28 protein-coding genes, 3 tRNA genes and 1 pseudogene are annotated in these 25245 nt (G+C 58.2%); 15 read left to right on the top strand and 17 right to left on the bottom strand.

The window, feature by feature from the left end:
• Positions 1-144: 144 nt before the first annotated feature.
• A complete protein-coding gene (locus AC1DE4_RS29805; RefSeq protein WP_246779296.1) occupies positions 145-1920 on the bottom strand; it encodes a hypothetical protein in 1776 nt (591 codons plus the stop codon).
• 309 nt (positions 1921-2229) lie between these two features.
• On the opposite strand from AC1DE4_RS29805, the gene AC1DE4_RS29810 reads away from it, so the two are divergent.
• A complete protein-coding gene (locus AC1DE4_RS29810; RefSeq protein ID WP_169683757.1) occupies positions 2230-2508 on the top strand; it encodes a hypothetical protein in 279 nt (92 codons plus the stop codon).
• 115 nt (positions 2509-2623) lie between these two features.
• On the opposite strand, the gene AC1DE4_RS29815 is transcribed toward AC1DE4_RS29810, so the two are convergent.
• Both AC1DE4_RS29815 and AC1DE4_RS29820 read right to left on the bottom strand, forming a co-directional pair.
• Positions 2624-3106, bottom strand: coding sequence for a DUF192 domain-containing protein (locus AC1DE4_RS29815; RefSeq protein WP_018858624.1), 483 nt, complete (start codon positions 3104-3106; stop codon positions 2624-2626).
• On the bottom strand, positions 3106-3684 hold the full coding sequence (locus AC1DE4_RS29820; protein ID WP_018117103.1) for a cold-shock protein: 579 nt from the start codon (positions 3682-3684) through the stop codon (positions 3106-3108). The genes AC1DE4_RS29815 and AC1DE4_RS29820 overlap by 1 nt, the downstream gene beginning before the upstream one ends.
• A gap of 205 nt (positions 3685-3889) precedes the next feature.
• On the opposite strand from AC1DE4_RS29820, the gene gloA reads away from it, so the two are divergent.
• From gloA to AC1DE4_RS29860, 8 genes are all read left to right on the top strand, one after another.
• Positions 3890-4330 (top strand): lactoylglutathione lyase, encoded by a 441-nt coding sequence (gene gloA, locus AC1DE4_RS29825; RefSeq protein WP_018858625.1) that lies wholly within the window; start codon positions 3890-3892, stop codon positions 4328-4330.
• 155 nt (positions 4331-4485) lie between these two features.
• Entirely contained in the window at positions 4486-5550 is a 1065-nt protein-coding gene (locus AC1DE4_RS29830; protein WP_018858626.1) for a YcbK family protein, read from the top strand.
• A 197-nt stretch (positions 5551-5747) separates the two neighbouring features.
• A tRNA-Glu gene (locus AC1DE4_RS29835) sits at positions 5748-5822 on the top strand.
• A 218-nt stretch (positions 5823-6040) separates the two neighbouring features.
• Complete coding sequence (locus AC1DE4_RS29840; RefSeq protein ID WP_477884474.1) at positions 6041-6799, top strand: hypothetical protein; 759 nt, start codon at positions 6041-6043, stop codon at positions 6797-6799.
• Between the two features lie 59 nt (positions 6800-6858).
• Positions 6859-7587 carry an AbiV family abortive infection protein gene (locus AC1DE4_RS29845; protein ID WP_477884476.1) on the top strand — a complete coding sequence of 243 codons (729 nt, stop codon included), beginning with the start codon at positions 6859-6861 and terminating at the stop codon, positions 7585-7587.
• A 170-nt stretch (positions 7588-7757) separates the two neighbouring features.
• Positions 7758-8030, top strand: coding sequence for a hypothetical protein (locus AC1DE4_RS29850; protein WP_477884478.1), 273 nt, complete (start codon positions 7758-7760; stop codon positions 8028-8030).
• 16 nt (positions 8031-8046) lie between these two features.
• The gene (locus AC1DE4_RS29855; protein WP_477884480.1) at positions 8047-8367 is read left to right on the top strand and encodes a hypothetical protein; all 321 of its coding nucleotides are present in this window, start codon (positions 8047-8049) and stop codon (positions 8365-8367) included.
• Positions 8368-8376: 9 nt separating this feature from the next.
• Positions 8377-8862: a hypothetical protein gene (locus AC1DE4_RS29860; RefSeq protein WP_477884482.1), complete on the top strand. Its 486-nt coding sequence runs from the start codon at positions 8377-8379 to the stop codon at positions 8860-8862.
• Positions 8863-9271: 409 nt separating this feature from the next.
• Here AC1DE4_RS29860 and AC1DE4_RS29865 read toward each other — a convergent pair whose 3' ends face one another.
• The 8 genes from AC1DE4_RS29865 to AC1DE4_RS29900 all read right to left on the bottom strand — a co-directional run bounded on the left by AC1DE4_RS29865 (position 9272) and on the right by AC1DE4_RS29900 (position 16556).
• Positions 9272-10417 (bottom strand): phage major capsid family protein, encoded by a 1146-nt coding sequence (locus AC1DE4_RS29865; RefSeq protein WP_477884484.1) that lies wholly within the window; start codon positions 10415-10417, stop codon positions 9272-9274.
• A gap of 216 nt (positions 10418-10633) precedes the next feature.
• Positions 10634-10819 (bottom strand): hypothetical protein, encoded by a 186-nt coding sequence (locus AC1DE4_RS29870; RefSeq protein WP_477884486.1) that lies wholly within the window; start codon positions 10817-10819, stop codon positions 10634-10636.
• The gene (locus tag AC1DE4_RS29875; RefSeq protein ID WP_477884488.1) at positions 10812-11198 is read right to left on the bottom strand and encodes a Rap1a/Tai family immunity protein; all 387 of its coding nucleotides are present in this window, start codon (positions 11196-11198) and stop codon (positions 10812-10814) included. Before AC1DE4_RS29875 ends, AC1DE4_RS29870 begins: the two co-directional genes overlap by 8 nt.
• 861 nt (positions 11199-12059) lie before the next feature.
• Positions 12060-12365, bottom strand: coding sequence for a hypothetical protein (locus AC1DE4_RS29880; RefSeq protein ID WP_477884490.1), 306 nt, complete (start codon positions 12363-12365; stop codon positions 12060-12062).
• 312 nt (positions 12366-12677) lie between these two features.
• Positions 12678-13619, bottom strand: coding sequence for a hypothetical protein (locus AC1DE4_RS29885; RefSeq protein WP_477884492.1), 942 nt, complete (start codon positions 13617-13619; stop codon positions 12678-12680).
• A 56-nt stretch (positions 13620-13675) separates the two neighbouring features.
• Positions 13676-14632 carry a hypothetical protein gene (locus tag AC1DE4_RS29890; protein ID WP_477884494.1) on the bottom strand — a complete coding sequence of 319 codons (957 nt, stop codon included), beginning with the start codon at positions 14630-14632 and terminating at the stop codon, positions 13676-13678.
• A gap of 136 nt (positions 14633-14768) precedes the next feature.
• Entirely contained in the window at positions 14769-15101 is a 333-nt protein-coding gene (locus AC1DE4_RS29895; protein WP_477884496.1) for a helix-turn-helix transcriptional regulator, read from the bottom strand.
• A 180-nt stretch (positions 15102-15281) separates the two neighbouring features.
• Positions 15282-16556, bottom strand: a complete 1275-nt coding sequence (locus tag AC1DE4_RS29900) for a tyrosine-type recombinase/integrase (protein ID WP_477884498.1) — start codon at positions 16554-16556, stop codon at positions 15282-15284.
• Positions 16557-16690: 134 nt separating this feature from the next.
• Here AC1DE4_RS29900 and AC1DE4_RS29905 point away from each other — a divergent pair.
• From AC1DE4_RS29905 to AC1DE4_RS29920, 4 genes are all read left to right on the top strand, one after another.
• Positions 16691-16770: transfer RNA gene (locus AC1DE4_RS29905), tRNA-Ser, on the top strand.
• A gap of 266 nt (positions 16771-17036) precedes the next feature.
• A complete protein-coding gene (locus tag AC1DE4_RS29910; protein ID WP_026371976.1) occupies positions 17037-17807 on the top strand; it encodes an SDR family NAD(P)-dependent oxidoreductase in 771 nt (256 codons plus the stop codon).
• Positions 17808-17969: 162 nt separating this feature from the next.
• Positions 17970-18521: an alpha/beta fold hydrolase gene (locus AC1DE4_RS29915; RefSeq protein WP_018858628.1), complete on the top strand. Its 552-nt coding sequence runs from the start codon at positions 17970-17972 to the stop codon at positions 18519-18521.
• Positions 18522-18614: 93 nt separating this feature from the next.
• Positions 18615-18689, top strand: a tRNA-Glu gene (locus AC1DE4_RS29920).
• A gap of 60 nt (positions 18690-18749) precedes the next feature.
• Here the strand turns inward: AC1DE4_RS29920 and AC1DE4_RS29925 are convergent.
• From AC1DE4_RS29925 to AC1DE4_RS29935, 3 genes are all read right to left on the bottom strand, one after another.
• Positions 18750-20081, bottom strand: coding sequence for an NAD(P)/FAD-dependent oxidoreductase (locus AC1DE4_RS29925; RefSeq protein ID WP_018858629.1), 1332 nt, complete (start codon positions 20079-20081; stop codon positions 18750-18752).
• A gap of 109 nt (positions 20082-20190) precedes the next feature.
• Positions 20191-21417 (bottom strand): adenylate/guanylate cyclase domain-containing protein, encoded by a 1227-nt coding sequence (locus AC1DE4_RS29930; RefSeq protein WP_477884501.1) that lies wholly within the window; start codon positions 21415-21417, stop codon positions 20191-20193.
• A 121-nt stretch (positions 21418-21538) separates the two neighbouring features.
• Positions 21539-22303 (bottom strand): TIM barrel protein, encoded by a 765-nt coding sequence (locus AC1DE4_RS29935; RefSeq protein ID WP_018858631.1) that lies wholly within the window; start codon positions 22301-22303, stop codon positions 21539-21541.
• 211 nt (positions 22304-22514) lie between these two features.
• On the opposite strand from AC1DE4_RS29935, the gene AC1DE4_RS29940 reads away from it, so the two are divergent.
• Both AC1DE4_RS29940 and AC1DE4_RS29945 read left to right on the top strand, forming a co-directional pair.
• Complete coding sequence (locus tag AC1DE4_RS29940; RefSeq protein WP_018858632.1) at positions 22515-23456, top strand: lytic transglycosylase domain-containing protein; 942 nt, start codon at positions 22515-22517, stop codon at positions 23454-23456.
• A 101-nt stretch (positions 23457-23557) separates the two neighbouring features.
• Positions 23558-23743, top strand: a complete 186-nt coding sequence (locus AC1DE4_RS29945) for a hypothetical protein (protein WP_018117094.1) — start codon at positions 23558-23560, stop codon at positions 23741-23743.
• Positions 23744-23757: 14 nt separating this feature from the next.
• Here AC1DE4_RS29945 and AC1DE4_RS29950 read toward each other — a convergent pair whose 3' ends face one another.
• The 3 genes and pseudogenes from AC1DE4_RS29950 to AC1DE4_RS29960 form a co-directional block, all read right to left on the bottom strand.
• On the bottom strand, positions 23758-24009 hold the full coding sequence (locus tag AC1DE4_RS29950; RefSeq protein ID WP_026371977.1) for a hypothetical protein: 252 nt from the start codon (positions 24007-24009) through the stop codon (positions 23758-23760).
• 92 nt (positions 24010-24101) lie between these two features.
• A complete protein-coding gene (locus AC1DE4_RS29955) occupies positions 24102-24623 on the bottom strand; it encodes a DUF992 domain-containing protein (protein WP_018117092.1) in 522 nt (173 codons plus the stop codon).
• Positions 24624-25097: 474 nt separating this feature from the next.
• Positions 25098-25245: pseudogene (locus tag AC1DE4_RS29960) on the bottom strand (IS5/IS1182 family transposase); the annotation flags it as partial.

A 25245-nucleotide genomic window follows, 5' to 3' on the forward strand; every position in this document is an offset into this window, starting at 1 on the left:
TTCGATCTCTTGCTCGCTCATCGCCAGCTCAATGACTCGCCGCCTTGGTGCCATGATGAAACTCCTCATTTGAATAATCTCAAACCAGGAATCCACCAGCGCACGTCAGGTTCCATCAAACGCCGCTTTCATGGAATCGGTCGTCTAGTTGGTCACTGCCGGCTGAACCTGATCGACCGCGGCACCGGCAGCGCGCAGCCCGGCGAGGACGCGCTCTTGGTCTTGCGGACGCGCCAAGCGCATCGAAATCTCGCGCTTTACCACCGGCATCAGCGCAGGGGCCTTCGTGTCAAGCCAATCGAGTTCCCTTTTCGCCTGCTCGATCTTTCCGGACGCGCCAAGGATGGATGCCAGAACCATGCGGTGCATCGGATTGTAGTTTAGATCAGACATTCGCGACCACAGTTCTGCTGCCTGAAGGTCGCCTCTCATGAAGGCGCACAACGCCATCCCGACTTCGTAGTAACCTTGCGGACCTGCGTTCCTGCTGACTGCCTTGGAAACGAGATCGCAGCCCGTATCCCACTTGCCCGCCATGGAGAGACGTAAGCCGTATTCGCCGGCCACCTCGGTGTCGTTGGGATTCAACTGATAGGCCGCGGCACCCGCCTCGAGGGCGGCGTCAACGTCATTGCGAAAGAAGCTGGTCAGCATCAGCGCCTGCAGGACGCGCGGGTTCTGCGGATCAATTACAGCCGACTTTTTCGCCAGCTCCGATGCCGTCTCCAATATCTTTGGCGACGGTTTGGTTCCAAGCTTGTAGGGGAAGCGTACCTGATCGAGGTAAGTCAGCGACAAGAAAGCAAGAGACGTGGCGTCGCTCGGAAACTTCTCTGTCACGGACCTGAGACATTCCTGTGCTGTCTGAAGCGCTTCCGCCGTCATGCTTCTGCGATAGTTGTAATAGGACAGGCTGCAATCATATGCGTCCCATCCACCCGCCCCATCCGGGGCTATGTCGGTCTGAAATACCACGCCAAAGGGTTGGGCGACGGCGGTCGCGATCTCCTCTGCGAGAGCGGTCTCGACTTCAAACACGCTCTGTATTCGAAGATCGGAATCGTAGTGGTTGGCCCAGATGACGGCGCCGTCGGAACGACGCACCAGGCGCGCCGTGGATCGAACACGATCGCCATCTTGTCGAACACTTCCCTGGAGGGCGTATCGAGCATTCTGGAGGCCGCTCACAGCGTCCTGATCATTACCGGACGCATCGACGACCAGAATGTCCTTGAACTTCACGAGCTTCGACATGATTTCATCGGTCACGCCGCCCGAAATTCCCGAAAATCTGCTGCCACCCGCAATATCCTCGAAGCGATCCACGGCTATCGTCGGTTGGCTGTTGATGGAAGCAACCTCCTTGGAGGCCGGCTTTATGCCAAGGAAAATGGCCCCTGCAGCAATCGCGGCCGCCATTGCCGCGCCAGCTATCAGCCAGCGTTTTCCAGCGGATCTGGAAGCCGCCGGTGCTGCGACAACCTCACTTGATGAAGGCTCGACAGAGACTGGAGAAGGCGGTGCCATCGCCGCGTCCGCTGTGTCGCCACGGCAATGCGACGAAGCTTGGAATATGGGAACATATCGGCCCTTGGGAATCGTGATGACAACCGGCTCGCTGCCGCCAGCCATCAAATAATAGCGCTCCAGCTCCCGCCGGATGCGCCCAGCCTCGATCCGCACCGCGGGATCGCCCTGAGCATCGAAATTCTGCCTTCCGAAAACGACCTCCGCGATCGTGTAGGCCTTGAGGTAGTGGGATCGACCGGCGAGCGTCTCCGTCACGACATACACCAGGAACCGCCGGGCTCGCTCAGGGAGGTGAACACTCTCGCTTCCGAGGATGCGCTCCAGCTGGTCTTGCACTTCCTCGGCAGATGGCGCTACAGGGGCCACGTCGCCTGACCTTGCACTTGCCATCGAATTCCCCTCGATGCTGACTAAGCACAACCCAATGCGTATGTTGCTAGCAGATAAACATGACCTATACGTTGTGGCAATACCGGGTTCACAATCGTTCGGGCAACACTTTCCCTTGGCGAGTGAGGACCACATGCGTTGGCTCCGGGTGGGCTCAATCGCAGCCAACATCACATATGTCGCCGTTGGTACCGAGGTATTCTACCGTATTCTACGCCGCTCATCTGGAGAACCGTGATAGCGTGTCTCCCAGCGACCAATACGCAATCACTGCTGTCGTTTGTGCACCAGGAGGGGACGGTGGCGCGAATGGGCAAGTCATTCAATCGTCTAGGCGAGGCTGCAAGATGCGGTCTGGCGCGCATGTTGTTAAGGTTACCGGCATCCCAGCGCGAGGCTGTGCGGTTAGCCGCCAATGGGCGACCGTTGCTTGATGAAGTGCTGGGTGCCTATGAGGAGGCGTGCCTCGCACTCGAACGGTTCCGCAAGGAGGCCAGCGCCGAGCTCACCCTGGTCGATGAATATGAGGAACTTTGTGTGGAGTTGGAGGGCGACGTCATGCGCGAGGTGTTCGGCGCACGTCGCTAAACCGCCCTTCTCACGCCGGGCCTGTCGAGGAACAAGACACCCGCTGCATTCCCGCTTTTCGGGAGAAATTCGGCGCTGCCTCAAGCAGCCCCGTGTCACCGCGTGGCGCGAACGCCTACTTTTTCTTGGTCGTCGTGGCGCTCATCACCTTGTCGCCAGGCTTGATGCCGAGCTTGGCCGTTACACCGGCATTGAGTTCGATCACGTACTTCACCTCCGTCATCGAATCGATGATGTCCTCGGAGTACGGCACCGCGTTCTGCTTGATGTTGCGGATCGTGCCCGTCGAGTCGACGAACAGCATGTCGAGCGGCAGGATGGTGTTCTCCATCCACATCTGCACCCGCCGCGAAACGCCGAAATCGAAGATCATGCCGGCGTCTTCGGCCATGTCCTTGCGATACATCAGCCCGCGCTGGCGTTGCTCGTTGGTGTCGGCTATCTCAACGATGAAATTCAGCCGCTTGCCGGACGCCGTCTGGATAATCAGCGGTTCCTTGTCGAAGGTTATCGGCTGTTGGGAAAGGGCCGGCACGGCGAGAATGAAAAAAAGCGCCGCGATGGCGCTTCTGATCCAGTGAGCTGCAGACATACGCATCAGTGCGCGCGGCTCACCGGGCTCGGCACATCGGGATGGATCTCAGCGGCCATCAGCCCCTTGTCGCCATCGCCGTAACGGACGAGCACCACCTGCCCCGGACGCAATTCCGTGAGACCAAACCGACGCAGCGTTTCCATGTGGACGAAAATATCCTCCGTCCCCTCGCCCCGCGTCAGGAAGCCGAAGCCCTTCGTGCGATTGAACCACTTGACCAGCGCACGCTCGAGCCCGCTCGTCGCCGTCACCTGCACATGCGTGCGGACCGGCGGCAGCATCGAAGGGTGTACAGCCGTCGACTGGTCCATGGAAAGGATTTTGAACGCCTGGTAACCGCGTTCGCGCCGTTGGATGAGCGCAACGATCCGCGTACCCTCGAGAATTGTCTGGTAGCCGTCGCGACGCAGGCAGGTCACATGAAGAAGAACATCCTGCATACCGTTGTCGGGAACGATGAAACCGAAGCCCTTGGCCACGTCAAACCACTTGACGACGCCAGTGATTTCAATGAGATCGACCGCTTCCCCCGCGAGTTGATCGAGGTCGCTGAATTCCTTTGACGAAATTCTGTCAGCCATATCGCCAGTCCCTCAATACGCGTCACACTGTTACGGTTAACTGATTCTTCACATCAAGATTAACATGTTGGTAACGGATTAGCGCAAGTCCTACTTTTCGATTATTCGCAGTTGCCAATCATACCCCGCTATCTTGCCCGAAGCTGGTGTTCCGCCACATAAGATTCCGACAGAATCCAAGACCCCGCATTAGAGAGGAAATAGAATGCGTTATCTCCACACCATGGTTCGCGTGAAAGATCTGGACGCCTCCCTGCATTTTTACACCAAGCTCTTCGGACTCGAGGAAATTAGGCGCACGGAGAACGAGAAGGGCCGCTTCACGCTCGTTTTCCTTGCAGCGCCCGGCGACAAAACCGAGGCCAGTGCCAAGGGCGCGCCCTGCCTGGAACTGACCTACAATTGGGATACCGAGGACTACACGGGCGGCCGCAATTTCGGTCACCTCGCCTATGAGGTCGACGATATCTATGCCACCTGCCAGAAGCTGATGGACAACGGCATCACCATCAATCGTCCGCCGCGCGACGGTCACATGGCCTTCGTGCGCTCCCCGGACGGGATCTCGATCGAGATTCTGCAGAAGGGCGGCAGCCTCCCGACAGCCGAGCCCTGGGCTTCGATGGGCAATACCGGCGCCTGGTAAGTCGAGGCTTTTGCGAGGCTTGCGGCTTTGGCGATTTCGGACCTGCGTGTCCGCATCGCGCTTGCCGCAGGCCAGTGGCGCGGGCACTCTCCAGCCGACTCGAGGCGAACGATGCGTTTTGGCGCAGCACTCGCCGTCCTCTGGAGAATGCTCGCGTGCTCGCTGTTGAAAAGCGGATACCTTTCGGACCTGCCCTTCTCATCGCCACGTCAGCGCTGGTGCTCAGCGGCTGCGTGTCAAACAAGAAGGCCGCCGACGCTGCCGCTGTCGTTTCCCCAGTCGAATCGACTGCGGCCGTTCAACAGGCCACCGCCTCGCCCACCGCCCAACCCGGCTATCGCGACCCTATGGTGGCGAATGTATCGGGTCAGCAGCCGGCACAGGTTCCGGCCGCGCAGTCGATGGCAGTAGGATCGACCGCTTCGGCTCCCGCCAATATCGGCGGTCTCGCAATGCAATCAACTGGGATCAACGCGCAGGCGATGAGCATCTTCTCGGCACACACGCTGCCGCAGAACAACCCGACATCGACCCAGGTGCAGCCCGTCACGGGCAACGCCTACACGCCGGCTGGTGTCAGCCCCATGCGCTCGAGCGTCTACAGCAGCCAGCTTCCTGTCGATCAGCCCCAGCAAACGCAGCAGACTCAACCCCTGTTGCCGCAGCAGTCCTCACAGAACACGGCCATACGCGGCGAGCCGGTTCAGAGTGCCTCGCTCTCGACCGGAGCACTGGCAGGCCAGACGATGAATGCGCTCTATAGCGCGCCGAGGCAAAACCTGCTCGGGAGTCTCTCCGGGCTACTGCAGAAAGCCTCACTGCCCGGCATGACGCGAATTGCGCCCAACGGCCTGCATCTTCAAAACGACAAGGTAGAGGTCGGCTGCTTCAAGCCGAACTTGTTGAATGTGATCAGGGCGGTCGAAACGCACTTTGGCAAGCCGCTCGTCGTCACGTCGGGATATCGCGACCCGGACCATAATCGCATGGTCGGCGGCGCCGAAGAATCCATGCACAAGACATGCGACGCGGCCGATATTCAGATCGACGGCGTGTCGAAATGGGATATCGCAAGCTATATCCGCTCGCTGCCTGATCGCGGCGGTGTCGGTACCTACTGCCACACGAACTCCGTACATCTCGATACCGGAAAAAGCCGCGACTGGAACTGGGGCTGCGGTGGTGGGACGGCTGCATCGCCCCTTGCTCGCGCTCTGTGACGCTCACGCTTCGCTGCCATTAGCGTTACGAAAGCTCGTGTGAAGGATTGGGAACATCGATCCATAGCGTTTTGATTCGGCTGCAATAAACGCCATTTCGCTGCCGCAAAAGAATCCTGTCATTATTTTGAAAAAAATCCAATTTGCTGCTTGCGGGATTCAAAGTGCCTGACTATAAGGGCGCCACCACGAAGGAAGCGCCCTTCGTCTATCGGTTAGGACACCAGATTTTCATTCTGGGAAGAGGGGTTCGACTCCCCTAGGGCGTGCCACTTCAACTACTTGATTTCATAGATAATTTGGCTTTTCGGAAAATAATTCAAAAAATAATTGCGTTCTCGGGGGCACGCCGGGGGCACGCCAAATTTTCTTGGGAGTTTAGCCCGATGAGATTGAACACCGTGGCCAATCGCGCGCGACGGATTGCGACGAAACGACGAGCTTTAGGGTATTCTGTGCTGGGTCAAAGAGATTCGGCAACGGAGTAAAAATGGGGCAGTCGCGCAGCCGTTTAGCGAGTCTGATAGCGAAGCACCCTTTCTGTGCGTTTTGTTCAGGTGAAAGACCAACCGCCTCCGTCGAGCACATGCCGTCGCGGATTCTATTTGATGCAAAGCAGCGACCAAAGGGACTTGAATTTCCTTCCTGCGTTGAATGCCAAAACTCCACCCGGAAGGCGGAGCAGGTTGTCGCCGTTATATCGAGGCTCTATCCCGACCCCGTCTCTGAACAACAACGAGCCGACGTGCGCGAGGCCTTCAGAGCGGCAGAATACAACAACCCAGGGCTATTGGCGGAAATGCATGTCGACCAAGTCGGCGTCCTCCAAAGGCTAGCAAGTCAGGCATTCGCGCTTCCAACTTGGGATTTCCTGAATTTGGGCGGTCCTATTTGTCAACGCGCAATCAAGCTGTTCGGTCAAAAGCTTGCGAAGGCCCTCCATTTCGAATTGACGCGCTATCCGCTGCCCAGAGGTGCCGGAATTTACGTCCAGCACTACTCGAATTTTCACGCCTTCACCGGCGAGATGCCTCAGCAGCTCATGGAAGTCCTTGGCGCCGAGAAGTCACTTGTCATGGGGCGTCAACAAGCGTGGGGCCAGTTTTCGTATCAGAGTCAGCAGGTCATTGACGGCACCATAACGGCCCATATGGCCTTTTTTCGCCAAGCACTCTCCCTATTGATGGTTGTCTACCCGGATCCAAACGACATTGGCGAGAACGGAGCGGCGTTTGTTGATATCGTGTGACGCGGTCGCTGCACGGTTCAAAGCTCACGTTCACAGCCACCTACTTATGGAGCAGGCCCTTGGGCTCACCGCACCTTCCCAACTTAACGGCTGACCTTCTGCGTAGTTACAGCGACGCGGCGCTTCGCAACGCAGGAGAGTTGCTCGCGGAGGCATCTCTCCTGCTCGAACATGACCATATGGCACGGGCCTACTTCTTGGCCGTTGCTTGCGTCGAGGAATCGGGCAAGGCGCTGCAAGCGTTTGACGCTCAGAACCGAAATTTGTCTGATCCAGCGATTTGCAAAGCCCTGAAAACGGCGATGGAGAGTCACTCCCAAAAGATAGGTTACGCATTGGGAGCGTGGGCTTTGAGCGCTCCCGACCCGCGTGCGGCGCTGAAAGTAGCCCTTGACCAGATTTTCCACCTCAAGAATGGGCGCGAACCTTCGATGTATAGCGATCTGCGTACCGACCCGGACCGAGTACAGACTCCGCGTCAGGTAGTTCGCGCCAGCGCCGCGAGAGGCTGTGTGGCGCTGGCCAGAGATTGTCTCGTCCACGCATTGCAACATGTGAGCGTGAAGACGCCGGCAAACTTCACGTCCGCCCAAGACAGGCTCTTAGCAATGAAGTCCGCAAAATTTCAGGAAATGCTGAACATGGAGGACTTCTGGTGGTACTACATATCGCGGATGGAAGCAGGCCAGAAAGACCTCGCTGAGGCGGTACTAGGATATGAACGGGATCATATGAAGGCCGGTATACGCTTCTGTCCTACCCAGGAAAACGATACAGAGACGGTCTAGGTGCGAGGCAATTTGGTGTCGAGGCTGCACTCCAGGTTGGTTCAGTGGCAGATTTACACAAGTCTTCGTCCGTCTACCGCAAGTATTCAATAGTCCAACATGGCATATTGCGCTGCGTTGTGACGCAATCGGGCGTCCGCGGGTAGCGGTTTCAAATGACAAAGAACAGTGTGTTCAAGGCGGCGCCGGAAGGCGAAGCGCCAACGAAGAAGCTTGAAGGGATTGGCGGCTGGTTGGGTCTGTTGGCTCTTGTAACCATGCTCACCGCTTGCAACAGCAACGACCATTATCTTGTGAGTTGCAACGACTACACCGACGCTGGGGTCTTCTGGAAGCTGGTTTCCGTTACCGAAAATTCGGACGGCAATTTTAGCGCTTGCGCGTGGTATGCGCCAGCAACGGGCGAAACACGCCAGCGCGCATGCAACGAAACCGGTTGCTGAAAGAGGCAATGAAGACATGAAGAACATCCCTATCACTGGCGACATGGTCATTGTCATGACCCCCAAAGGCAAACAGACAACGAAACTGGAAGGCTCCATGGCAGCGGCGCGCTACCAAGGCTATCGGGACGGGATGACCGTCAACGAAGCCAAAGAAGCCGGTCTAAGGCATGACGATTTCAGGTGGGACCGGGACCATGGTCATATCGTCCTGAAGACCCCTGACGAAATGGACAAGATCGTAGGACGATACATCGATCGCGCACTTGCGGTTGCCAAGAGTGCCAACGCCAACGCCGACAATGTCGTTTGGATCGAAACGACTGAAGACGACTAGGACGCAATCGTGAAAAAGCTCGTAGCCATACTCCTCGCCTTTGCGGCAATCGGAGCGCCAGCGCACGCCGAAGTAGATAATCCGTGGACTGTCCACTTAGACGAAGAAAACCCATTCAGCGAGAACACTCTTAAGGTCATCGCCGGTACATCATGGATCGGCGGAATGCGCGGCGTAATGCTGACTTGCACGCAATACATGGAAGTGACCGACTTCAATATAGAGGCCTCGGAGGACGGGACGAGTGTAACCGCTGCAATCGCCGTGGATGGGAAAGTTGTCGTGACGATGGATGCCGAAGTCGTCACGCTTACGGGCGGAAAGCTTGGAGTCAATGCCGTGATTACGCCCGAACAGCGAAAGGTCATCGGCGAAGCGCTTAAGAGCGCGAAGAAGGCAGTCCACCTCAAAGGGGCGTACGAGGGCGGACAGAAACTAATCGTTCGTGGCTCCACCGTCGCTGGCGAAGCTCTTCTTACCAAGTGCGGCGACTAAGGAAGCGAAATCATGAAGAAGCACACAAAATTACGCATAACCGACGACATGTTCCATCGCTGGCCGAAGAATGACGGGGTTTTCCAACTATAGGGGTCGCGTGAAGCAATCCGAAACGGCCTTCAGCGCACTAGATATGCCATAACATGCCCACGGCCCTGCCGTCTCTTCTGGCGGCGAAGCATGGCGTCCAGCTGCTTTTGCTCTTTGCGCCGTCTGGCTTCCGCTTCTTCGGCCTCAGCGTTCCGGTTTCGGATTGCCTGGACCATTCCCTGAATGACGAAGTGAACATCTTTGTCCATTGGCTTGTCCTTCTCTGTTAAGATCAGAAGCGCCGAACGGGGAACCACTGTCGCGTGGCGAATAATCCGTCCGGCGCCCCCTTCGCGGCTTTCGCCGTTACCCTTCGTCACCAACCGACGCCGTCAACGAAGCTCGCGGCCAGACCGTCGCCACGGACCGCCCAACCAAGCATGACAATCAACCTGATCCCGACGTAGACCTGTTGGAAGAAGCTTACTTGCGGCGCCGCCACGGTCCCGTCTGCCGCGACAAGGGCGGTTGGCGCGTCGTCGGTCACCACAAGGGCTTCGCCGGTCGTGTCCAGGGAAAAATCGGCTTCGGACAGAACCAGTTTGCCAACGTCCAAGGCGATCACGCGATTGTCGGGAAGCCAAGGACTTGTGATCCATGGAACCGCAGCGGCTCCCGGCGACAGGATCGTTGCGCTTGCCCGTTGTTCCGGTCTCGAAAGGATCACGACCGAAAGCGCTGGCGACAAACTGCCGATCAAGGCCGCGATATCTTCGGCGACAGCGGCGGCGCCGTCCTTGCTCGAAGGCGACAGACCGGTAACGCCGGAAAGCAGTCCGGCCGGTTGAGATCCTGAAGCGGGGTCGGTTCCTAGCAGGATCGGGTCAAGGATACGGGCGCTATCGGCGTCCATCTGGGCGCCAACGACAGTCTGGATCTGCCCGTCGGTCCGCTTCAGCAGTTCTTTGGAAAAGCCGGAAATCACCCCGAATTTCCCCGGCGTCAACGTGTTTCCCGTGGTTTCGCCTTGCCGGAACGGAATCGCCTGACCTTCGCCGACGAAAGAGCCATTCAGGGACGACGCCGACGTGAAGCCAGGGACGGAAACAGGTCCGGTCGCGTTGATCGTCAGCACGCCAGGAAGGCGGGACAGCTGCGCAAACAACCCGTTCGGCGTGGCGGCGGCGAAGGGCGCCAGCATCTCGGTTTCCGCCAGTTCTTGCGCCCAACCCGCGAGCGTCGTCATGGCCGGATCGGTAACCGCCTTGACGAAGCCGCCGCCGGTCTTGAACGCTTCGGCGTGGCCGTGCTCGATCATGAAGCGCTTGTGCGCGGCGCTGGCGTCCATGCCGTTCTGTGAGGTCACAAGAGCGGCGGCGGCGGCACGCACGACGGTCTGGCGAAGCTTTTCGGCGGGGGATTTCTGCTGTCGGTCGCCGACCTTGCGGGAAAGGGCGTCGATATTGCGTTTGACGAAGCCAAGCGTCCGTTGGACGTCGTAGAGTACTTCACTATCACCCATGGCACCCCCCTGCATTTGGGGGATTTGCCGTCTTCATCGTGCTTGCCGTTTGCGGCGCTACCCCTTTAGAACAGACAGCAATTTAGCACTCACTCACGAAATCAACAAACGATAAGTATTTGTTAGTGCTGCTAAATTATGCGCCTTCTGGCGCGGCGAAGTTGCCCCCGATCATCGCGAGTACACCAATTGCGGCGCGTGTCTTATCCATGGTTTTCATGAGTGCTGCATCCCATAAGCGATGACCATCAGAACAATGAGGATGAGGCCGATCACGACACCGTTGCGCGCGCCTGGATCGGTCTCACGGACGCCAGCTTCCTGCGGTTTCTTGAACAGCAAGTAGACGGCCACGGGCCAGAACACGACGAACCAGAACAAGATCCAAATTGGTCTACTCATTCAACAGCCCCGGAATAGTGAGCTTCGTGCTAGGGCAGAAGGCCGCGAAAAGCGCGAGTCTGACCTGCACGGCGCCTGGAAAGTCCCGATGCTCCGGATGAGCCTTGACATAGTTCGTGACGACCTCACGCATCTGCTTGCCGTGGATCTGTCGTAGTGCCGTGCAATTCTTAAAATCCAAATCCATGTCGGCAACGCCCCAGACGTAACCGGTGCAGATTGAATGACGCGCATCATCCTTTGCTTCGACACTTGTCACGCAAGCACTGAACAATTCATCCCCGTCGATCACAAAGCGTTCTGCACTCGCTGGCGCGGCGAGCGCCAGTATAGTCCCTGCGAATGTGAGGGCCTTGATGAAGGTAAGTATTCCAATCATGCCAATGCGGCCTCTGTCTTCCGAGAAGATGTCTGGTTACCGCACCATGCGGCTGCCGCGCCGAGATATGGCGAGGCATTTGAGGCGCGCAACGGTGTCCCGCCAGATTGGCGGCTAAAAGCAAATAATTGGCACCGGAACCTAAATCAGCCGCCTTACTTCCCGTCGTCGTCAGCCTGTGAAGGAGCTTCAGAACGTCGGGGTTGAGCTTTTGGCACATGACCAGGGGTTGCCAGCAGGAAACCGGGATTAGAACCGTTGTGCTAAAGCCGTTCTTGCGGGGAATAGCTTCCCGTGCTGGTAAAACGTCCCGCTATGCGAATATTGCACCCCGAAGCGGGTACTTAATCGACCGTCCCCCGTAATTTATAATCGATTGAACCCAGATTAACTAGCGGTTGTAGTGGATCATGACGGGGTCGATACAACCGGCCTTGATCCCTCTTTTTTCAATCGCGGAAGTGTGCGCGAGTTGAAGGGGGCGCTGACTGTCCTGGACCCCTAAGATTTCCAAACGGCCCCCCGGCCCTCGACTCGTCCCGCCTGAGTCTTCGGCAGTGGATTCCGAATACACGCGAGCATGAAACCCAACCCATGCAAGAATGCATAGCTGATTGCCAACCTCGAAAGCATGAGTGAATGTTTCCCCACTGGAGAAACATTGCGCTTCGTCACCACGCGGGGACAACAACAATCAAGCGCTTCCGTGACGACACGCGGCTATGGGGTATAGGTCGGCGCTGGATAGGTGCTGGTGGCCACGACAAAAATCGTGGACGCGTTTCTTCGCTTTTCAGGTACAGACACACACTAGCCAAGCCGTTCAGGCTTGCCTGTGAATTTCTCTGAGGTTCGGTCGCTCTACCTACCCTCGATATTGGCGGCTTCGTCCGTCCGCACTTCGTCAAGCAATTGCTCGATAGCCTTGACGGTTCGGTAAAGCGGCTTCCTGCAATCAGCGTTCGACATTCGCCAAATCGCCATGCGGCTTAGGCCGGACCGTTCGGATATTTCCGCCACGCTCAGACCGGCGGCGCGTAGCTCCGATATCATGCCGTGCAAATGGATATCCAAGGCCGTCATGCCGGGATTGTAGCGAATTACGCCAACGCCGCAAATCTCGCGGCTATCGAGGCGGAAGCTAACCGGAAGCGGAGCGAAAGCCAAAAGGGAATCCCGAAAGGCGAAATCAAAGAACGTACTGCCGCAAGTAGTGGCAGCACGTCCCCGAAGCATGTCCAAGCTGAAGCCAAAGCCAAAGCGTCCAAGACCAATCACGGCGCCAAACAAAACGAAAGGCTCCAGTGGATCTCCTGGAGCCTTTTCGTTTCGGGGTCACCCGTGTTTTGACTTTTTGCTTTAGTCGCGTTCTTCAACTGACCTTGGCTTTTGAGCCTGAAAAGCGCGGGTGACCTGAAAGATATAGTGCGCCTTTAATTTCATTATTCAAGCGATTTCTAATGCAGTGGTGGATAAGTGTTATCGCAACAATCGACGCGCGTTGGCGGCTAGTCGGTTTGCTCGCGACGAACCGGATCCGTAAACAAGCTTTGTGCCGGATGGCGCGTAGTTGGGCGGCTTTGGCGGCGCCTCTTTGGTCCCTATCGCGGCTAGCAGTCGGTCGCGCGCTTCGACCAGGGCGCGGAACAATTCGGGTGTTCCGCCAAGGTCTGGGTGAGCAAGCTTTGCCTTGCGACGGAAAGCAGCAATAACGTCTTCGCGGGTGAAATCGGCTTTGACCCCAAGCAATGCCATGGCGTCGGCTAGTGGCACCTTCATTGCTAGTGGAATAGGATTGTTCCGGCCGTATTGCTCCCGCCAATGCTCTTCCAGTGCGGCGGCAATCCGTCCGGTCTGCGACGAAACGAACATGACGCCGCGCCAGAAGGCCCACCAATAGAAAAGCCGGATACGGTCCAGTCTGGCTTTTTCGCCAGCATAGGCGACAACCACGTTTTTCTCAGTGACGCGGATAACGTCGGTTTCGAACCAATGGACGCCGTCGGCTTGTATCTTGACCGCCCAAACGATCACCGGCACGTCGGGCGGATGGAAGAAAAGACGGCGGTTGACCGTGGCGGCTTGCCAGAAATCATCCTCTCCCCGATAAGCTCCCCTTCGCCCTTCGATTTCGACGATGCGGACCCAATGGCCTACCCGTCCGGCGGATTCGTATAACTGGCGACCTCGCTCCCAGTCGTCGCTTGCCATGAGCTTGCGACTAAGCGCAATGGTTTCGCGGACCCTCCGTAGAAGGCGATGGGCGGCGCGCGTTGCCGCCAACCGTTGTTCGCGGGTCGGCTTGGCGCCGTGAAGCTGATAAGCGCTATCAGTGATTTCATCGACAGAAAGCGCCTTGTCACGGGTTGCCGCAAACAGGTCCGCAATCCTTCTTTCAATCTTCCCGGCGCCTTTGCTCATATTGATAACACTTAAATCTGCCGGTGAATGTCACGGCTCCCGGCTTGCCGTTCAAGTCACGCGCGCTCTTCGGCGCGAATGAAGCGGGTCGCTTGCTCATAGGTTCGGAAATGTCGGCCGTGCGCACGGTTGATTGCCGCGACCGACTCTTGTCGAAGCTCCAGGTTAAGCCAGCGCTCGAAATCGTCGGGGTTGGTTTGCGGATCGGGAAACAATGGCGTTAGCCGCTCTTGGAATGCCTCTTCGGCTTCCGGCGCAAACCGAATCCGCTTTCCCCGCCAGGTTGGTTTCGTTCCGTTGGCGCGCGCTCGCTTGGCGGCTCCGACCTTGCGGTCAGCTTTTTCAAGTACGGTAACCAGGTCGGCGTAAGGGTACTTCGCTTGATACCGACGGCAACGCTTGGTCCCGATAAAAATGTATCTGCCAAGGAAAGGGATATCTTCCCGAGTATCTGACCCGGAGCGAAGCGAAGGGGGGGACCCACACTTTAGTGTGGGGGGGATATACCGTGTAGATACAGAACCACTTACAGTACTTTGACTGTTATTTTGACAGTCCCCCGGACTGTTATTTTGACAGTCCCCGGACTGTGATTTTAACAGTCCCCTTTTCTCCAACTTCTCGCGCTGTTTTGCTCTCTCGGACTTCCGATTCCTGTCTTTCTTTGCACGTATTTCGGCCCAACGTGCCGCCTTATGCGCCTCGATATGACGGAGCCGTTCTGGGTGATCCATGAGGATAAGCCTAGGTGTCCCCTTCCTGTCGCGTTCGCCGCTCCATTTCCCATATCCAAGCTTCACACAAAGGTTTCGAGCGGCGATCACGCGGCGTTCGTCCATGTTTCCTTCCACCATGAGGAATGAAATCGAAAGGGCGTTGGTGAATAGCAGGTTGTCTAGGTAGACCACGACCAGCCTGAGAAGGTCGCCCGTTGCGTCGGGGTCGTTGGCGATCTGCCGTAGAAGCCTAAACTTCCGCGTCGCTAGCTTCGGCTTCGTCGCCTGGTCGGCCATTGCTCACGTACCTTCAAATGGAAGGCCGGGGGACTTGCGGTGTCACTAGCCGGTGATAAGATCGAGGGACGCACCGAAAACGCGTTCTCCCTTCCTTTCAAGGCTTCGGCGCCGCCGTGTTCCCCGGCGGCGTTGGTTATTCCGTTGGTTCGGAAACTGGAATCTTGCGTGGTCGTCCCGGTCGCCGCTTCGGCACTGCGGGTTCGGAACCGACCACGGTCAACGGAACTTTGCGGGGACGACCTGGACCGCGTCTCTCAGCAACGATGACGCCCGTGCTGGAACGAATACCGGCTTCACGGTCGGCGATAACCTGATCTATGGTGCTCTCACGCCAGCCGACGGCGCGGTCGGTAATGGGAATGCCTTTGGGAACGTTGCCAAGGCTCACTTCGCGGTAAAATGTCCGTAGGCCCAATCCAAGCCGACCCGCAGCGGCTAAGGGACGTAGCAATCTGTCACCTGACATTGTCCTATATCTCCCGAATGGTTGGTGGATTTGCCTAGGCAAGCCAAGATTGGCCCATTCCGGAAGTTTAGAGAAGCCTAATAGTTATGAACAATCGTTTGGTTTCAAATACTTATATGTCTGTGAATGTCGCACCATGTCCGCGAATGTCGCTTTTTATTGTTCATAAATACTGAACAATCACGGTGTCGTCGGAAACTTCACAACCTTGCCGCCAGCGACAATTGTCATGACAAGTCTTCCCCACTTTTCGGCCGCATGGCGCTTTTCCGGCAGATAGTCGTGCATGTCGTAATGTCGCGATATCGTGTCGCCGCCGTCGGCATGGCCCAACAACAATCGCGCGATATCCCGGCCGACCCCCAATCGTTCCTTCGAGGTCAAGGCGGTCGTTTGCGTCCGTCGGAGGTCGTGCGGCGTGCAACGGCTCTCAAACTTCAAATGCTTCACAGCGCGCGCGAAGGCATGGGCTATTGATTGCCGCGCCAAGGCGCCGCCGGTCGTCGGAGAGGCAAAGACGAAGGTTTCGTCGCCGATAACCTGTTTTGCGCGGTCCAGCACGGCGAGCGCGGCGGGACTGAGCGGCGCAATGTGAGTCCTCCTACCCTTCATTCGTGCGGCCGGAACGGTCCATAGCTTCTTCCCCTTGTCGATTTCGACCCATTCCATACCGGCGACTTCCTTGACCCTCAGAGGCGTCAAGATCATGAATTGCAGCAACAACCCCATTTCGTCGCTAATCTGGATTTTCTCGCGTTCCTCGATATTCGAAAGCAAATCCCACATGGCCTTCAATTCGGCGTCCGAGAGATAACGCTTACGCTCGCCAATGGCGACGACGGCAACGCGGTCGGCGGGGTTGTGCTCGATCACGCCGCGAATGATAGCGTAGTTCAAAATCTGCCTTAGAAGCCTGTGGGCGTTCCTGCCCTTCGACGCGGCCGTGGCGGTCAGTTCCGATATGTAGTCGCCAATCTCGCGGTTGGTTAGGCTTGTCACCGGCCGTTGACCGAACTTCGGCTTCAGGTCGCTACTCCAAACGCGGGTCTCTTCGACAATCGTGCTTTCCGACTTCGGTTTGACCTTGGAACCAACCCTTTGCGAACCAAGCCGGGAAGCGGAAAAGTAGGCTTCGGCGATAAGCTCCAATCGATCCTTCTTCGCCCGTTCGGCGGAAGCCTTCGCCACCTTGCGTTCCTTCGCCACGTCGCGGCCTTCACTGGCACCGCCCTTCAGCTTCTTGGCAAGCTCACGAGCGCGCGCCAAGCCGACTTCGGGATATTTGTAGGTTTCGCGGCGTTGCTCGCCCGTGATCGCCCGATAACGAACGGACCAGGATTTGCTACCGCTTTCGGTGATTCTGAAGATTAGACCTTTCTCTTCGTCGTCGCGGTATTCCAACCTCTTTCCAGGTTCGCCTTTGGCATTCTTGCAAAAGTCGCTGCTGAGCTTCACGGTGGCACTTTCCTTATTCTGGTAATCCTGCCGGGGGCACGCCGGGGGCACATGAACGTGGCGCCCTGTGGCACGGCTTAACAGAATATGTCAGTGAATTTTCCAATGGAGTCAACGCCGGGGGCAATTTCGGCACGGAACGGCACACGCTGGCAAAGCTAAAAAACAGATTTTCATTCTGGGAAGAGGGGTTCGACTCCCCTAGGGCGTGCCATCGGTCATTGAAATCATTTGGCTTTTGACGTTTACACGATATCCTCGTAACATTGTTGTGCGTCGCGTCAAATGCTAGTGAATCTGGAATGAAATCCGGTCGGTCAACCGACGACGCGTAGCCCTTGAGCCTGTAGCGCCCTCGCCTTGACTCGCGACTCGGCGACACGCCTGCTTCCTCCAGTCGGCCTCCTCAGCGTGCGCAGAACATCTGGCATCCGAGCGTCGACGCTGCCATAAATGAGCTTCATCGAGGGAGGGATGATTATGCAGAAGAACGCGCCGGACTTCAGCCTTGCGGGCAAGGTGACTTTCGTGACGGGAGCGAGCCGTGGCATCGGTCGGGCTTGCGCGCTTGCCTGTGCCGCAGGCGGCTCCGATATTGTCTTGGGGATCCGCGATGTCGCGGCGTCGGCAGGCCTGGTCGCCGAACTCGAGGGCATGGGACGAAAGGTCCTCCCTGTCGAACTGGACATTCCCAACAGGGTCCATATCGCACAAGCCGTCGACGCGGCGCTTACGAAGTTCGGTCGGATCGACGTACTCGTCAACAACGTCGGCGTGGCTCCGGGCAATCTTGCAGAACTCGTTGAGGAGAAAGACCTTGACGAAATACTTGATGTCAACATCAAGGGCACGTTTCTGATGACGCAGGCGGTGGGCCGTCAGATGATCAAGCGCAACAGCGGCCGGATCATCAACATCAGCTCACAGGCCGGCACCGTGGCACTGCGCGGCGAGGCAATCTATTGCATGAGCAAGGCGGCAATCAATCACCTCACGCGCTGTCTTGCAGCCGAATGGGCACGCTATAATGTCACCGTGAATACCGTATCGCCGACGTTCATCCACACGGATGGTACGGCACCTTTTCTATCCGACGCCGACAATTACAAAGCGACGCTTGCTCACATTCCGCTCGGCCGGATCGGTGAAACCGATGATGTGGTGGGTGCCGTCGTCTTCCTTGCGTCACCAGCTGCGAGCCTAGTCACGGGCGCGAACCTGCTCGTAGACGGCGGATGGTCAGTCGCCTGATGCCGAGGTGCACAATGCTATGCAGACGAGAACGACGATTTTCCGTGGGGCGTGTCGGTTTCTTTGAATTTCAGCCTGGATTCGACGACGCGTTGGTATCGCTACTCATGCTGAGTATGGACCAGCCTTGCTTCGGCCTACCCCGCCGAATAGAGTTGCCGGATGGCTAGGCAGGTCCTCTTCGTACAAGGAGCCGGCGAAGGCGTCTACGATTGCTGGGACAGCAAGCTCGTGACCAGCCTCGAGCGCGAACTCGGCGAAAGCTATACCGTCCGCTATCCCCGAATGCCCAATGAGGACGATCCAAGCTACGCAGCGTGGGAGCCTGCGTTAACGAGAGAACTCGCTTCGCTGGACGACGGGGCAATTCTCGTCGCTCACTCGGTCGGCGGCACCATTTTGATCCATGTGCTTGCCGAACAGCAGCCGAAACCGAGGTTCGGAGGGCTATTCGTCATCGCTGCGCCCTTCATCGGCGAAGGCGGATGGCCGAGCGACGGCATCGGCGACTGCAAGGACGTCTCAGAGGGTCTCCCGCCCGGCCTTCCCATCTATCTCTATCATGGCGCCGCCGACGACGTGGTACCCACTGCCCATGTTCATCTCTGTGCGAAGGCGATTCCGCACGCCGTCGTCCGCACACTCGACCGCAGGGATCACCAGCTCAACAACGATATGAGCGACGTTGCACGAGACATACTTTCAGCCGGCTAAGCTGTCAGCACGCCGAAGCGCGCGCCGGTTCTCTTTTCCAGCAAGCTGAACGTCTTGCCGAACAGCCATGCCGTTCCTATTTTCTTGTCAGATGCGCCCTTCGTCTATCGGTTAGGACAACAGATTCTCATTCTGTAAAGAGGGGTTCGATTCCCCTAGGGCGTACCAAACCACTCGATTCCAGATTGCCGAATGGCGCATTGGCGCGAGTTCCATTCATACACGAAATCAGAAGCCGCTGATCAGTTCTACCTTCGAGCCGTCGCTGAAGCGCGAGAGCCGGAACGCTTTCGGGTCGACGACGGGCGCCCGGCCCGTGACGATATCAGCCATCAGCCGTCCCGCTGCCGGTCCAATGCCGAAACCGTGGCCGGAGAATCCGGTCGCGATATGAAAGCCGGGAATGGAATCGACCGCCGAGATGACGGGCACGGCATCCGGCGTGACATCGATGTAGCCGCCCCAACGCTGTGCGATTTCCGCCTTTGCGAAAACCGGAAACGCCTTCTTCAGACTGTCGAGTGCATCCAGCGTCAACTTCTTCGAGGGCACCGGATCGAGAACACGGTGATACTCGAACGGACTTGCGTCATCCATTGACCAGCGCCGCGGAATGCGCAGCTCGTCAAAGAAGCGGCCAGCGAGGCGGAAGGAAAGCGACTTCCACTCTGCCCGCAAGGCCGGCAGAAACGCAGCAGCATGGCGGAACGAGGCCGGCACGATATCGACGATGTTGTCGTGGCCGCAGGCCACTGTGTAACCACCGTCCTGCCGCTTGCGGATAGCGAAATCCTTGGCCCATATCGTTTGCGCCGGCCCGTCTTCCAGCGGCTTCGTGCGCATAACGCTGTTCAGCACCTTCAGTTGCGGCAGATCGATGCCGAAGCGACCGGCAAACAGGCTGGACCACGCGCCGCCGGCCAGGACCACGGCCTTGCAGGCGATCGCGCCGCGTTCCGTCACGACACCGCTAACGGCCCCTGCCGAGGTCTCGATGCCGCGTACAGCGCACTCCGTGAGAATGGTCGCTCCCTTGTCGCGTGCCGCTTCGGCGATCGCCGGTGCCGCCTTCTGCGGCTCCGCCCGCCCATCGGCCGGCGTGTAGAGCGCTCCCGCCATATCGACACTTGAGCCGGGAACCGTTTCACCGAATTCTTGCGCCGTTAGCATGCGGGATTCGATCTGGTAGCCGTCCAGATTGGTGCGCCAACGCTCGCGCTCCGCCACCTCCTTATCATTGGCGCAGGTGAAGATGATGCCGGTGCGCTTGAAACCCGTATCGCGCCCCGTGCGCTTGTCGAGGCCATCCCAGATTCTCAGCGCCTCTGCCATCAGCGGCACCTCGCGCGGATCGCGCATCGAGATCCGCACCCAGCCCCAGTTCCGGCTCGATTGTTCCTTCCCAATCCCGCCTTTCTCGCAAAGCGTCACGCGCAGGCCGCGTTCGGCGAGTTCCAGCGCCGTGGAGCAACCGACAATGCCGCCGCCGATCACAACGACGTCGCACTCTTTCGGAAGCTCCTCGTCGCCATGGACGGGAACAACATAGGGACCGGGCATGAGGGATTGTCTCCTGGCAGGGACTCAAGATCGTTTGGCTTGTGTAGCCCTACAACCCCGCCCCGATTTTAGGAACCCTGCCCGCGCTTCGTCTGCATATCTTACAGCTTCAGGATCGCTTGAAGGCAAACACATCAACTGGCTCGCCCAAACCACGCAGAGGGAACGCGCCGAGGCTTTCCATGCCTTCCTTGCACGAAGCCATCTCGACGAAGGCCCTGGAGAAGAGCACCGGCCGCTTGATCTCTTTCGTCAGGCTTTCCAGACGCGATGCCACGTTGACCGCAGGCCCAATGACCGTGAAATCCAACCGGCGGCGCGAGCCGATGTTGCCATACATGACGTCGCCGACATGCACGCCGATACCGTAGCGCAGCACCTCGCGACCCTCGCGCGCATTCTCCTCGTTGAGCGCAGCGACCGCGGCGTCGGCCTCCTTGATCGCCGTCAGGAGGTTTCTGCAGGCCATCGGATCGGTCAGCGGGAAGATCGCCAACATCCCGTCGCCCATGAATTTTAGGATCTCGCCGCCGTGTTTCTCAATTGGCTCCGACATCGCGTCGAAATAGCCGTTCAGCAACTCGATCACGTCATCGCGCGGCCATTGATCCGAGATCGTCGTGAAATCGCGCAGATCGCAGATCAGGATCGCCGCACCGACGGTGGCCCCGCTGCCACGTGTTGTCGCCCCAGCAAGGATCTGTCCGCTGGCATGCGGCCCGACATAGGTCTCCAACAACGTGCGCGCGAGAATGTTCTTGAGGCGGATCTCGGTCACCAGTGTCAAGGCGGGCAGAAGATCCTGGAGGAAAGCAATGTGCTCGTCAGAAAAACCGCCGGGCCGGTCGCTGGTGAAGGTCGCGATGTGGCGCTTTCCGAGTGTGTGCTCCATCGGCCAAGCGATATATTCCGTAAGCCCATCACGTATCAGTTCGTCATAAAATTGATGGTGGCCGTCTCCGTCTCTCATAGCCTCGAGGTTTTTGCGAACCTCGATCGCGCCGCTGAAGATCTCGTTGACCGGACTGTTGCGAAACTGCGGTGTCCTCTCGACGCCATAGCCGAACGTATCGATCTTGGCCTCGGCCAACCCGGTGCGCCACAGGATACGTGCTCCGAGCCATTGCGGATGAAGCGTCCTGAAGTGCAACGATGCGCGCGCTACCGGTACGCCTTCGTTCCGGAGCCGCTGGCACATCTGCACGAAGATGTTGTCGATGAAGCGCTCGTCACGCGTTTCCGTGACCAGCCAATCGATGATCTTTCGCCGACGCGAGGGCCACACGCCCTCACTCTGATCGTTGAAGGACAAAGGCGCGTCCGAAACGGATTGCATGGTTATACTCCACAAACACGGTCGCGTCCCGATTGAGGAAGGACATCATTCATCCCCTAGATGGTGCGTGACTCTGCAGATTGAAATGGTTGCGTCCACCGGAGTCTGAGTCACCCGGCTTCTAGCCGAGCATACGCCGGGTCTCCACAATCGTCGCAGCGCTCGCTGCCAGCGGCCTGTATTCCAGCCCGATCGCGCCTCGGTAGCCATGTTCGACAAGCCAATCGACCCGTCGCTTAAGGTCGACATTTCCGCTGCCGGGCTCATTCCGTCCCGGATGATCGGCTACATGGACGTGGAAAACTCGGTCGATATCATCGCCGATCACCTCGGCCGTGTCCTCTCCCATGACGGCGGAATGATAGACATCATAGACAATGCCGATCTCGGAACGCCCCGTCGCCCTTACGATCTCGAGACCTTCCACTGTTGAATGAAGGAAATAGCCGACGTGGTCGATCAGCGTGTTGAGCGGCTCGAGGCCGAGGCGAACCCCACTGCCCTCGAGAATTTCGCCGGCGGCGGTCAGGGTTTCGATCAGCGCTGCCTTCTGCTCCTCGCGAGACTTGCCGGCAAGATCATCACCTGCCTGCGCAATCAGGGTGTGCGCGCCGAGGCGTCTTGCCGTTGCGATCGAACTTTTCAGACCTTTCAGAAACGCTTCCTTATTGGTTCTGTCTGTCAGGGCAATCATCGGTTCCGCCACAAAACTCGTGAGTTCTATGCCGGTTTCCGTCAGCGCCCATTCGATGCTGCCGATATCCTTGTTCGTCCACTTCCAGAATTCGACTGCCTCCACGCCGTGCGCGTGCGCAAGGCGGATCCTGTCCGCGAAGTTGTCGGCGTCAGCTGCGAACAGCCATTCGATGCAGGCGGAAAGTCTCATGGCGGCCTCGCTGAATCGGGAACTCTTTCGCCGACAATAGTCGAGCCGCGGCAAATGGCAAAAAGCTTCCATGCTCCGTTTCTGGCTTGACGTCATATTCAAGATTGCTAACGTGCGGGTGCGTATTAATCTCCCAACTCCGCCCGTCATCATTGACGGGCGTATCTTTTCCGGCTCGATCCAGAAAGTCAGGAATGGCGACAGAGGGACGATGGCTGCGGTGGGCGTATCGTTTGGCAAAGCACGCATCGTAGCGCTGGTGGCCAGCTTTCTGTTGGCACTTACCCAGATGGCCCTCTCCCAGCCGCCCGCTGCAACGTCGCATCGTGTCTGTGTCTATTCCCTCGACATGCCGAACTCTGGCGAGCGCCTATGTATCACCCGCGAAACTTACGGGCGCGATCTCTGCGTCGCGATCGATCACTTCGCGCGGGAAAACGACCTGCCGCCGGAATATTTCGCCCGGTTGATCTGGCGGGAGAGCCGTTTTCAGGCAGGCGCCATCAGTCCCAAAGGCGCGCAGGGCATTGCGCAGTTCATGCCTGGCACCGCAAGGCTGCGCGGATTGAGGGATAGTTTCGATATCCTCGAATCCCTCAAGGAATCAGCGCGCTACCTCGACGAGCTGCGAATACGCTTTGGCAATCTCGGCCTCGCTGCCGCGGCCTATAATGCCGGCGAGCAGGGCCTCTCCGACTATCTCGATACGGGCCTGCTGCCCTTCGAGACACGCAGCTACGTTCTTGACATCACGGCGAATACGATCGAGCAGTGGAAGAACGATCCGCCTGTCGAGGCTGCGCAGTTTCTCATTCCGGACAAATCCTTCATCGATGGTTGCATAGAGCTTGCCAGCAAGCGCCGCCTGACCGAAACCGCCTCGGTCCAACAGGGTCAGTGGGCGCCATGGGGCGCCCAGCTTGCGGCAAATAGCAACGATGCCGCAGCACTTCGCCTATTTACCGCAGTCGCGCGTCAACTTCCCGCACCTCTCGCGAGCGAGGAGCCGGTCATCGTGCGCATGCGGGATCGCAGCTTTGGCTTCAGGCCGCGCTTTGCTGCTCGTATCGGCAGAGAGACTCGCGCTGAAGCTGACAAGGTTTGCATGACTGTCCGTGCCGCCGGGGCAGCCTGCACCGTCTTCCGAAACTGAGACCGTTTCGGCCCCTGCTGAGGATCGGCGACGGCGAATTTTCCCGTGGAGCCATGAACTTTGGCGCGAGTTGTGCGTTTCCCCGGAGGGAGGAAAGAGCCATGCACAGCACGCAAAACCGACAGATTAGAAATCCGGGGCCGAGGGGCCGGAGCATCGCCAACCAAGGCAGGCGGAACGGTGCCGATTCCGCCGAAGAGCGCAAATTGCACAAGCTCCTCGGGCGCCACGTCCCTGAACACGAAATTCAGGCGAATATCACCAGTAAGCCACCGAAACTTCGATAGCGGCAGCGAAAATATCAGAAAACCAGAAAATCCGGGGCCGTCTGCTGGGAGGTCAACTTAAGCGTTCCATCAGGCTGGACCACGTATTTCTCGAATGTGCGGTAACCCCATTTTCCCAGGAACGTGTTATTGATCACCGTTCCCGGCGGGTACGGCGAGCGCACGACGCGTCCATAGGTCAGGCTTCCCGGCACAGGCCCAAGCGGCGGTGCAGTCGTGTTGCAGCCGGCAAGCGCTATCGCCATGATTATTGGGGTATATCTCATCTCTCCCTCCTGAGCCGAAGCCCAAGCTGGCCGCACAAGAATGCGGCCAGATTTATTCAAGAGCGCGCCAATCGATAGCCGGCGAGACGCCGTTAGCCTTGTGGCGTCAACGTCATGGACGTTCCGGTAGCGGCAACGTTGAGGCCGAGCTGTCCGGTCACGCTCAGCGTCTGCAACTGCACCGAGCCACTGGTGCCGCCGACGAGGATGTTGGCACCAACACCGGCGACAAGCGTCGCTTCGGCCGATGCGCCCTGGTAAAGGCCGCCCAGCGAACCGCGATGGTATCCCGTCGTCGGCGCAAACACCGCCCACACAATCCGGCCGCGCGTGGTAAATCCGACATCAACGCCCAGTTTGCGGATCGCACCCGCGTACCGATCCTGCGTCTCGCTGCCCGATGTCGGGCTGAAAACGCAATCAACCGATTTTGCCGAACCGAGGACATAACCGACACCGCCACCGACGTCACAGGTCAGAATCCCGATCTTGACGCCGTCACTCAGGTCGGGCTCGGGCTGCTGATAAGTGGTGACCAAATCGGCAGCACCGACGCTCGTGGCCAAGGCTTGCATCAGCGATACGGCAGCAACTGCGGTTGCAATCTTCTTCATCATTTTCTCCTTGTATTGCACGGAGATAGATAGCGCATCGCTATGATTTACCAAGGCCGCTGATGCATGGCTGCCCTTCCGATCTTGCACGCTAATTGAGCCAATTCGTGAGCATCCTTGCCAGCGCACGGCAGCGCGCCGCCCATCTAAAACAGCTCGATCACAGCCAAACACAAGGGCTCGCCCGATCCGCGACCTCAGACCGATTTTGGTGAGACAGTTCTGCCTTGAGGACCGGGAGAAGTAGGCCCGAGAAAACCGCCGTGCATAGGTGGGACGGCCAACGCGGCAAAATCAGGCTGGGGCGTCTAGGGCGGATGGCGGCAGAAACGCCAGGTTCCCGAGAAAAAGCCTCGCTTCACGCGAGGCCCAGACTGCTGACAAACCCGTCGATATTTTCGGCGGGTTTGTTTTTTGGACGTTGGTTGTTTTAGTTGGGTTCTGAGGCGGGGCGAAGTTGGCGGCCTCTGGCGCTCATGCCATGGCTGGTCTGGGTGGCTTGGTGAGCGCCATGGCGATCTTCTTGATGTTTTGGGCGGCTGCAGCCAGCAGGCACTGGCATGCGACGCGGGTGAGACTTCGAAAGCGGGCATAGCGATGCCCGTGAAGCTGCTTGGCATCG

It is taken from the genome of Rhizobium sp. 10N414, from assembly GCF_056394785.1.

What these genes read in the sequence shown, in the direction of transcription:
- AC1DE4_RS29805 (WP_246779296.1), bottom strand. Translation starts at nt 1,920, where the DNA reads ATGGCAAGTGCAAGGTCAGGCGACGTGGCCCCTGTAGCGCCATCTGCC.
- AC1DE4_RS29810 (WP_169683757.1), top strand. Translation starts at nt 2,230, where the DNA reads ATGGGCAAGTCATTCAATCGTCTAGGCGAGGCTGCAAGATGCGGTCTG.
- AC1DE4_RS29815 (WP_018858624.1), bottom strand. Translation starts at nt 3,106, where the DNA reads ATGCGTATGTCTGCAGCTCACTGGATCAGAAGCGCCATCGCGGCGCTT.
- AC1DE4_RS29820 (WP_018117103.1), bottom strand. Translation starts at nt 3,684, where the DNA reads ATGGCTGACAGAATTTCGTCAAAGGAATTCAGCGACCTCGATCAACTC.
- gloA (WP_018858625.1), top strand. Translation starts at nt 3,890, where the DNA reads ATGCGTTATCTCCACACCATGGTTCGCGTGAAAGATCTGGACGCCTCC.
- AC1DE4_RS29840 (WP_477884474.1), top strand. Translation starts at nt 6,041, where the DNA reads ATGGGGCAGTCGCGCAGCCGTTTAGCGAGTCTGATAGCGAAGCACCCT.
- AC1DE4_RS29855 (WP_477884480.1), top strand. Translation starts at nt 8,047, where the DNA reads ATGAAGAACATCCCTATCACTGGCGACATGGTCATTGTCATGACCCCC.
- AC1DE4_RS29865 (WP_477884484.1), bottom strand. Translation starts at nt 10,417, where the DNA reads ATGGGTGATAGTGAAGTACTCTACGACGTCCAACGGACGCTTGGCTTC.
- AC1DE4_RS29870 (WP_477884486.1), bottom strand. Translation starts at nt 10,819, where the DNA reads ATGAGTAGACCAATTTGGATCTTGTTCTGGTTCGTCGTGTTCTGGCCC.
- AC1DE4_RS29875 (WP_477884488.1), bottom strand. Translation starts at nt 11,198, where the DNA reads ATGATTGGAATACTTACCTTCATCAAGGCCCTCACATTCGCAGGGACT.
- AC1DE4_RS29885 (WP_477884492.1), bottom strand. Translation starts at nt 13,619, where the DNA reads ATGAGCAAAGGCGCCGGGAAGATTGAAAGAAGGATTGCGGACCTGTTT.
- AC1DE4_RS29890 (WP_477884494.1), bottom strand. Translation starts at nt 14,632, where the DNA reads ATGGCCGACCAGGCGACGAAGCCGAAGCTAGCGACGCGGAAGTTTAGG.
- AC1DE4_RS29895 (WP_477884496.1), bottom strand. Translation starts at nt 15,101, where the DNA reads ATGTCAGGTGACAGATTGCTACGTCCCTTAGCCGCTGCGGGTCGGCTT.
- AC1DE4_RS29910 (WP_026371976.1), top strand. Translation starts at nt 17,037, where the DNA reads ATGCAGAAGAACGCGCCGGACTTCAGCCTTGCGGGCAAGGTGACTTTC.
- AC1DE4_RS29915 (WP_018858628.1), top strand. Translation starts at nt 17,970, where the DNA reads ATGGCTAGGCAGGTCCTCTTCGTACAAGGAGCCGGCGAAGGCGTCTAC.
- AC1DE4_RS29925 (WP_018858629.1), bottom strand. Translation starts at nt 20,081, where the DNA reads ATGCCCGGTCCCTATGTTGTTCCCGTCCATGGCGACGAGGAGCTTCCG.
- AC1DE4_RS29930 (WP_477884501.1), bottom strand. Translation starts at nt 21,417, where the DNA reads ATGCAATCCGTTTCGGACGCGCCTTTGTCCTTCAACGATCAGAGTGAG.
- AC1DE4_RS29935 (WP_018858631.1), bottom strand. Translation starts at nt 22,303, where the DNA reads ATGAGACTTTCCGCCTGCATCGAATGGCTGTTCGCAGCTGACGCCGAC.
- AC1DE4_RS29940 (WP_018858632.1), top strand. Translation starts at nt 22,515, where the DNA reads ATGGCTGCGGTGGGCGTATCGTTTGGCAAAGCACGCATCGTAGCGCTG.
- AC1DE4_RS29945 (WP_018117094.1), top strand. Translation starts at nt 23,558, where the DNA reads ATGCACAGCACGCAAAACCGACAGATTAGAAATCCGGGGCCGAGGGGC.
- AC1DE4_RS29950 (WP_026371977.1), bottom strand. Translation starts at nt 24,009, where the DNA reads ATGAGATATACCCCAATAATCATGGCGATAGCGCTTGCCGGCTGCAAC.
- AC1DE4_RS29955 (WP_018117092.1), bottom strand. Translation starts at nt 24,623, where the DNA reads ATGAAGAAGATTGCAACCGCAGTTGCTGCCGTATCGCTGATGCAAGCC.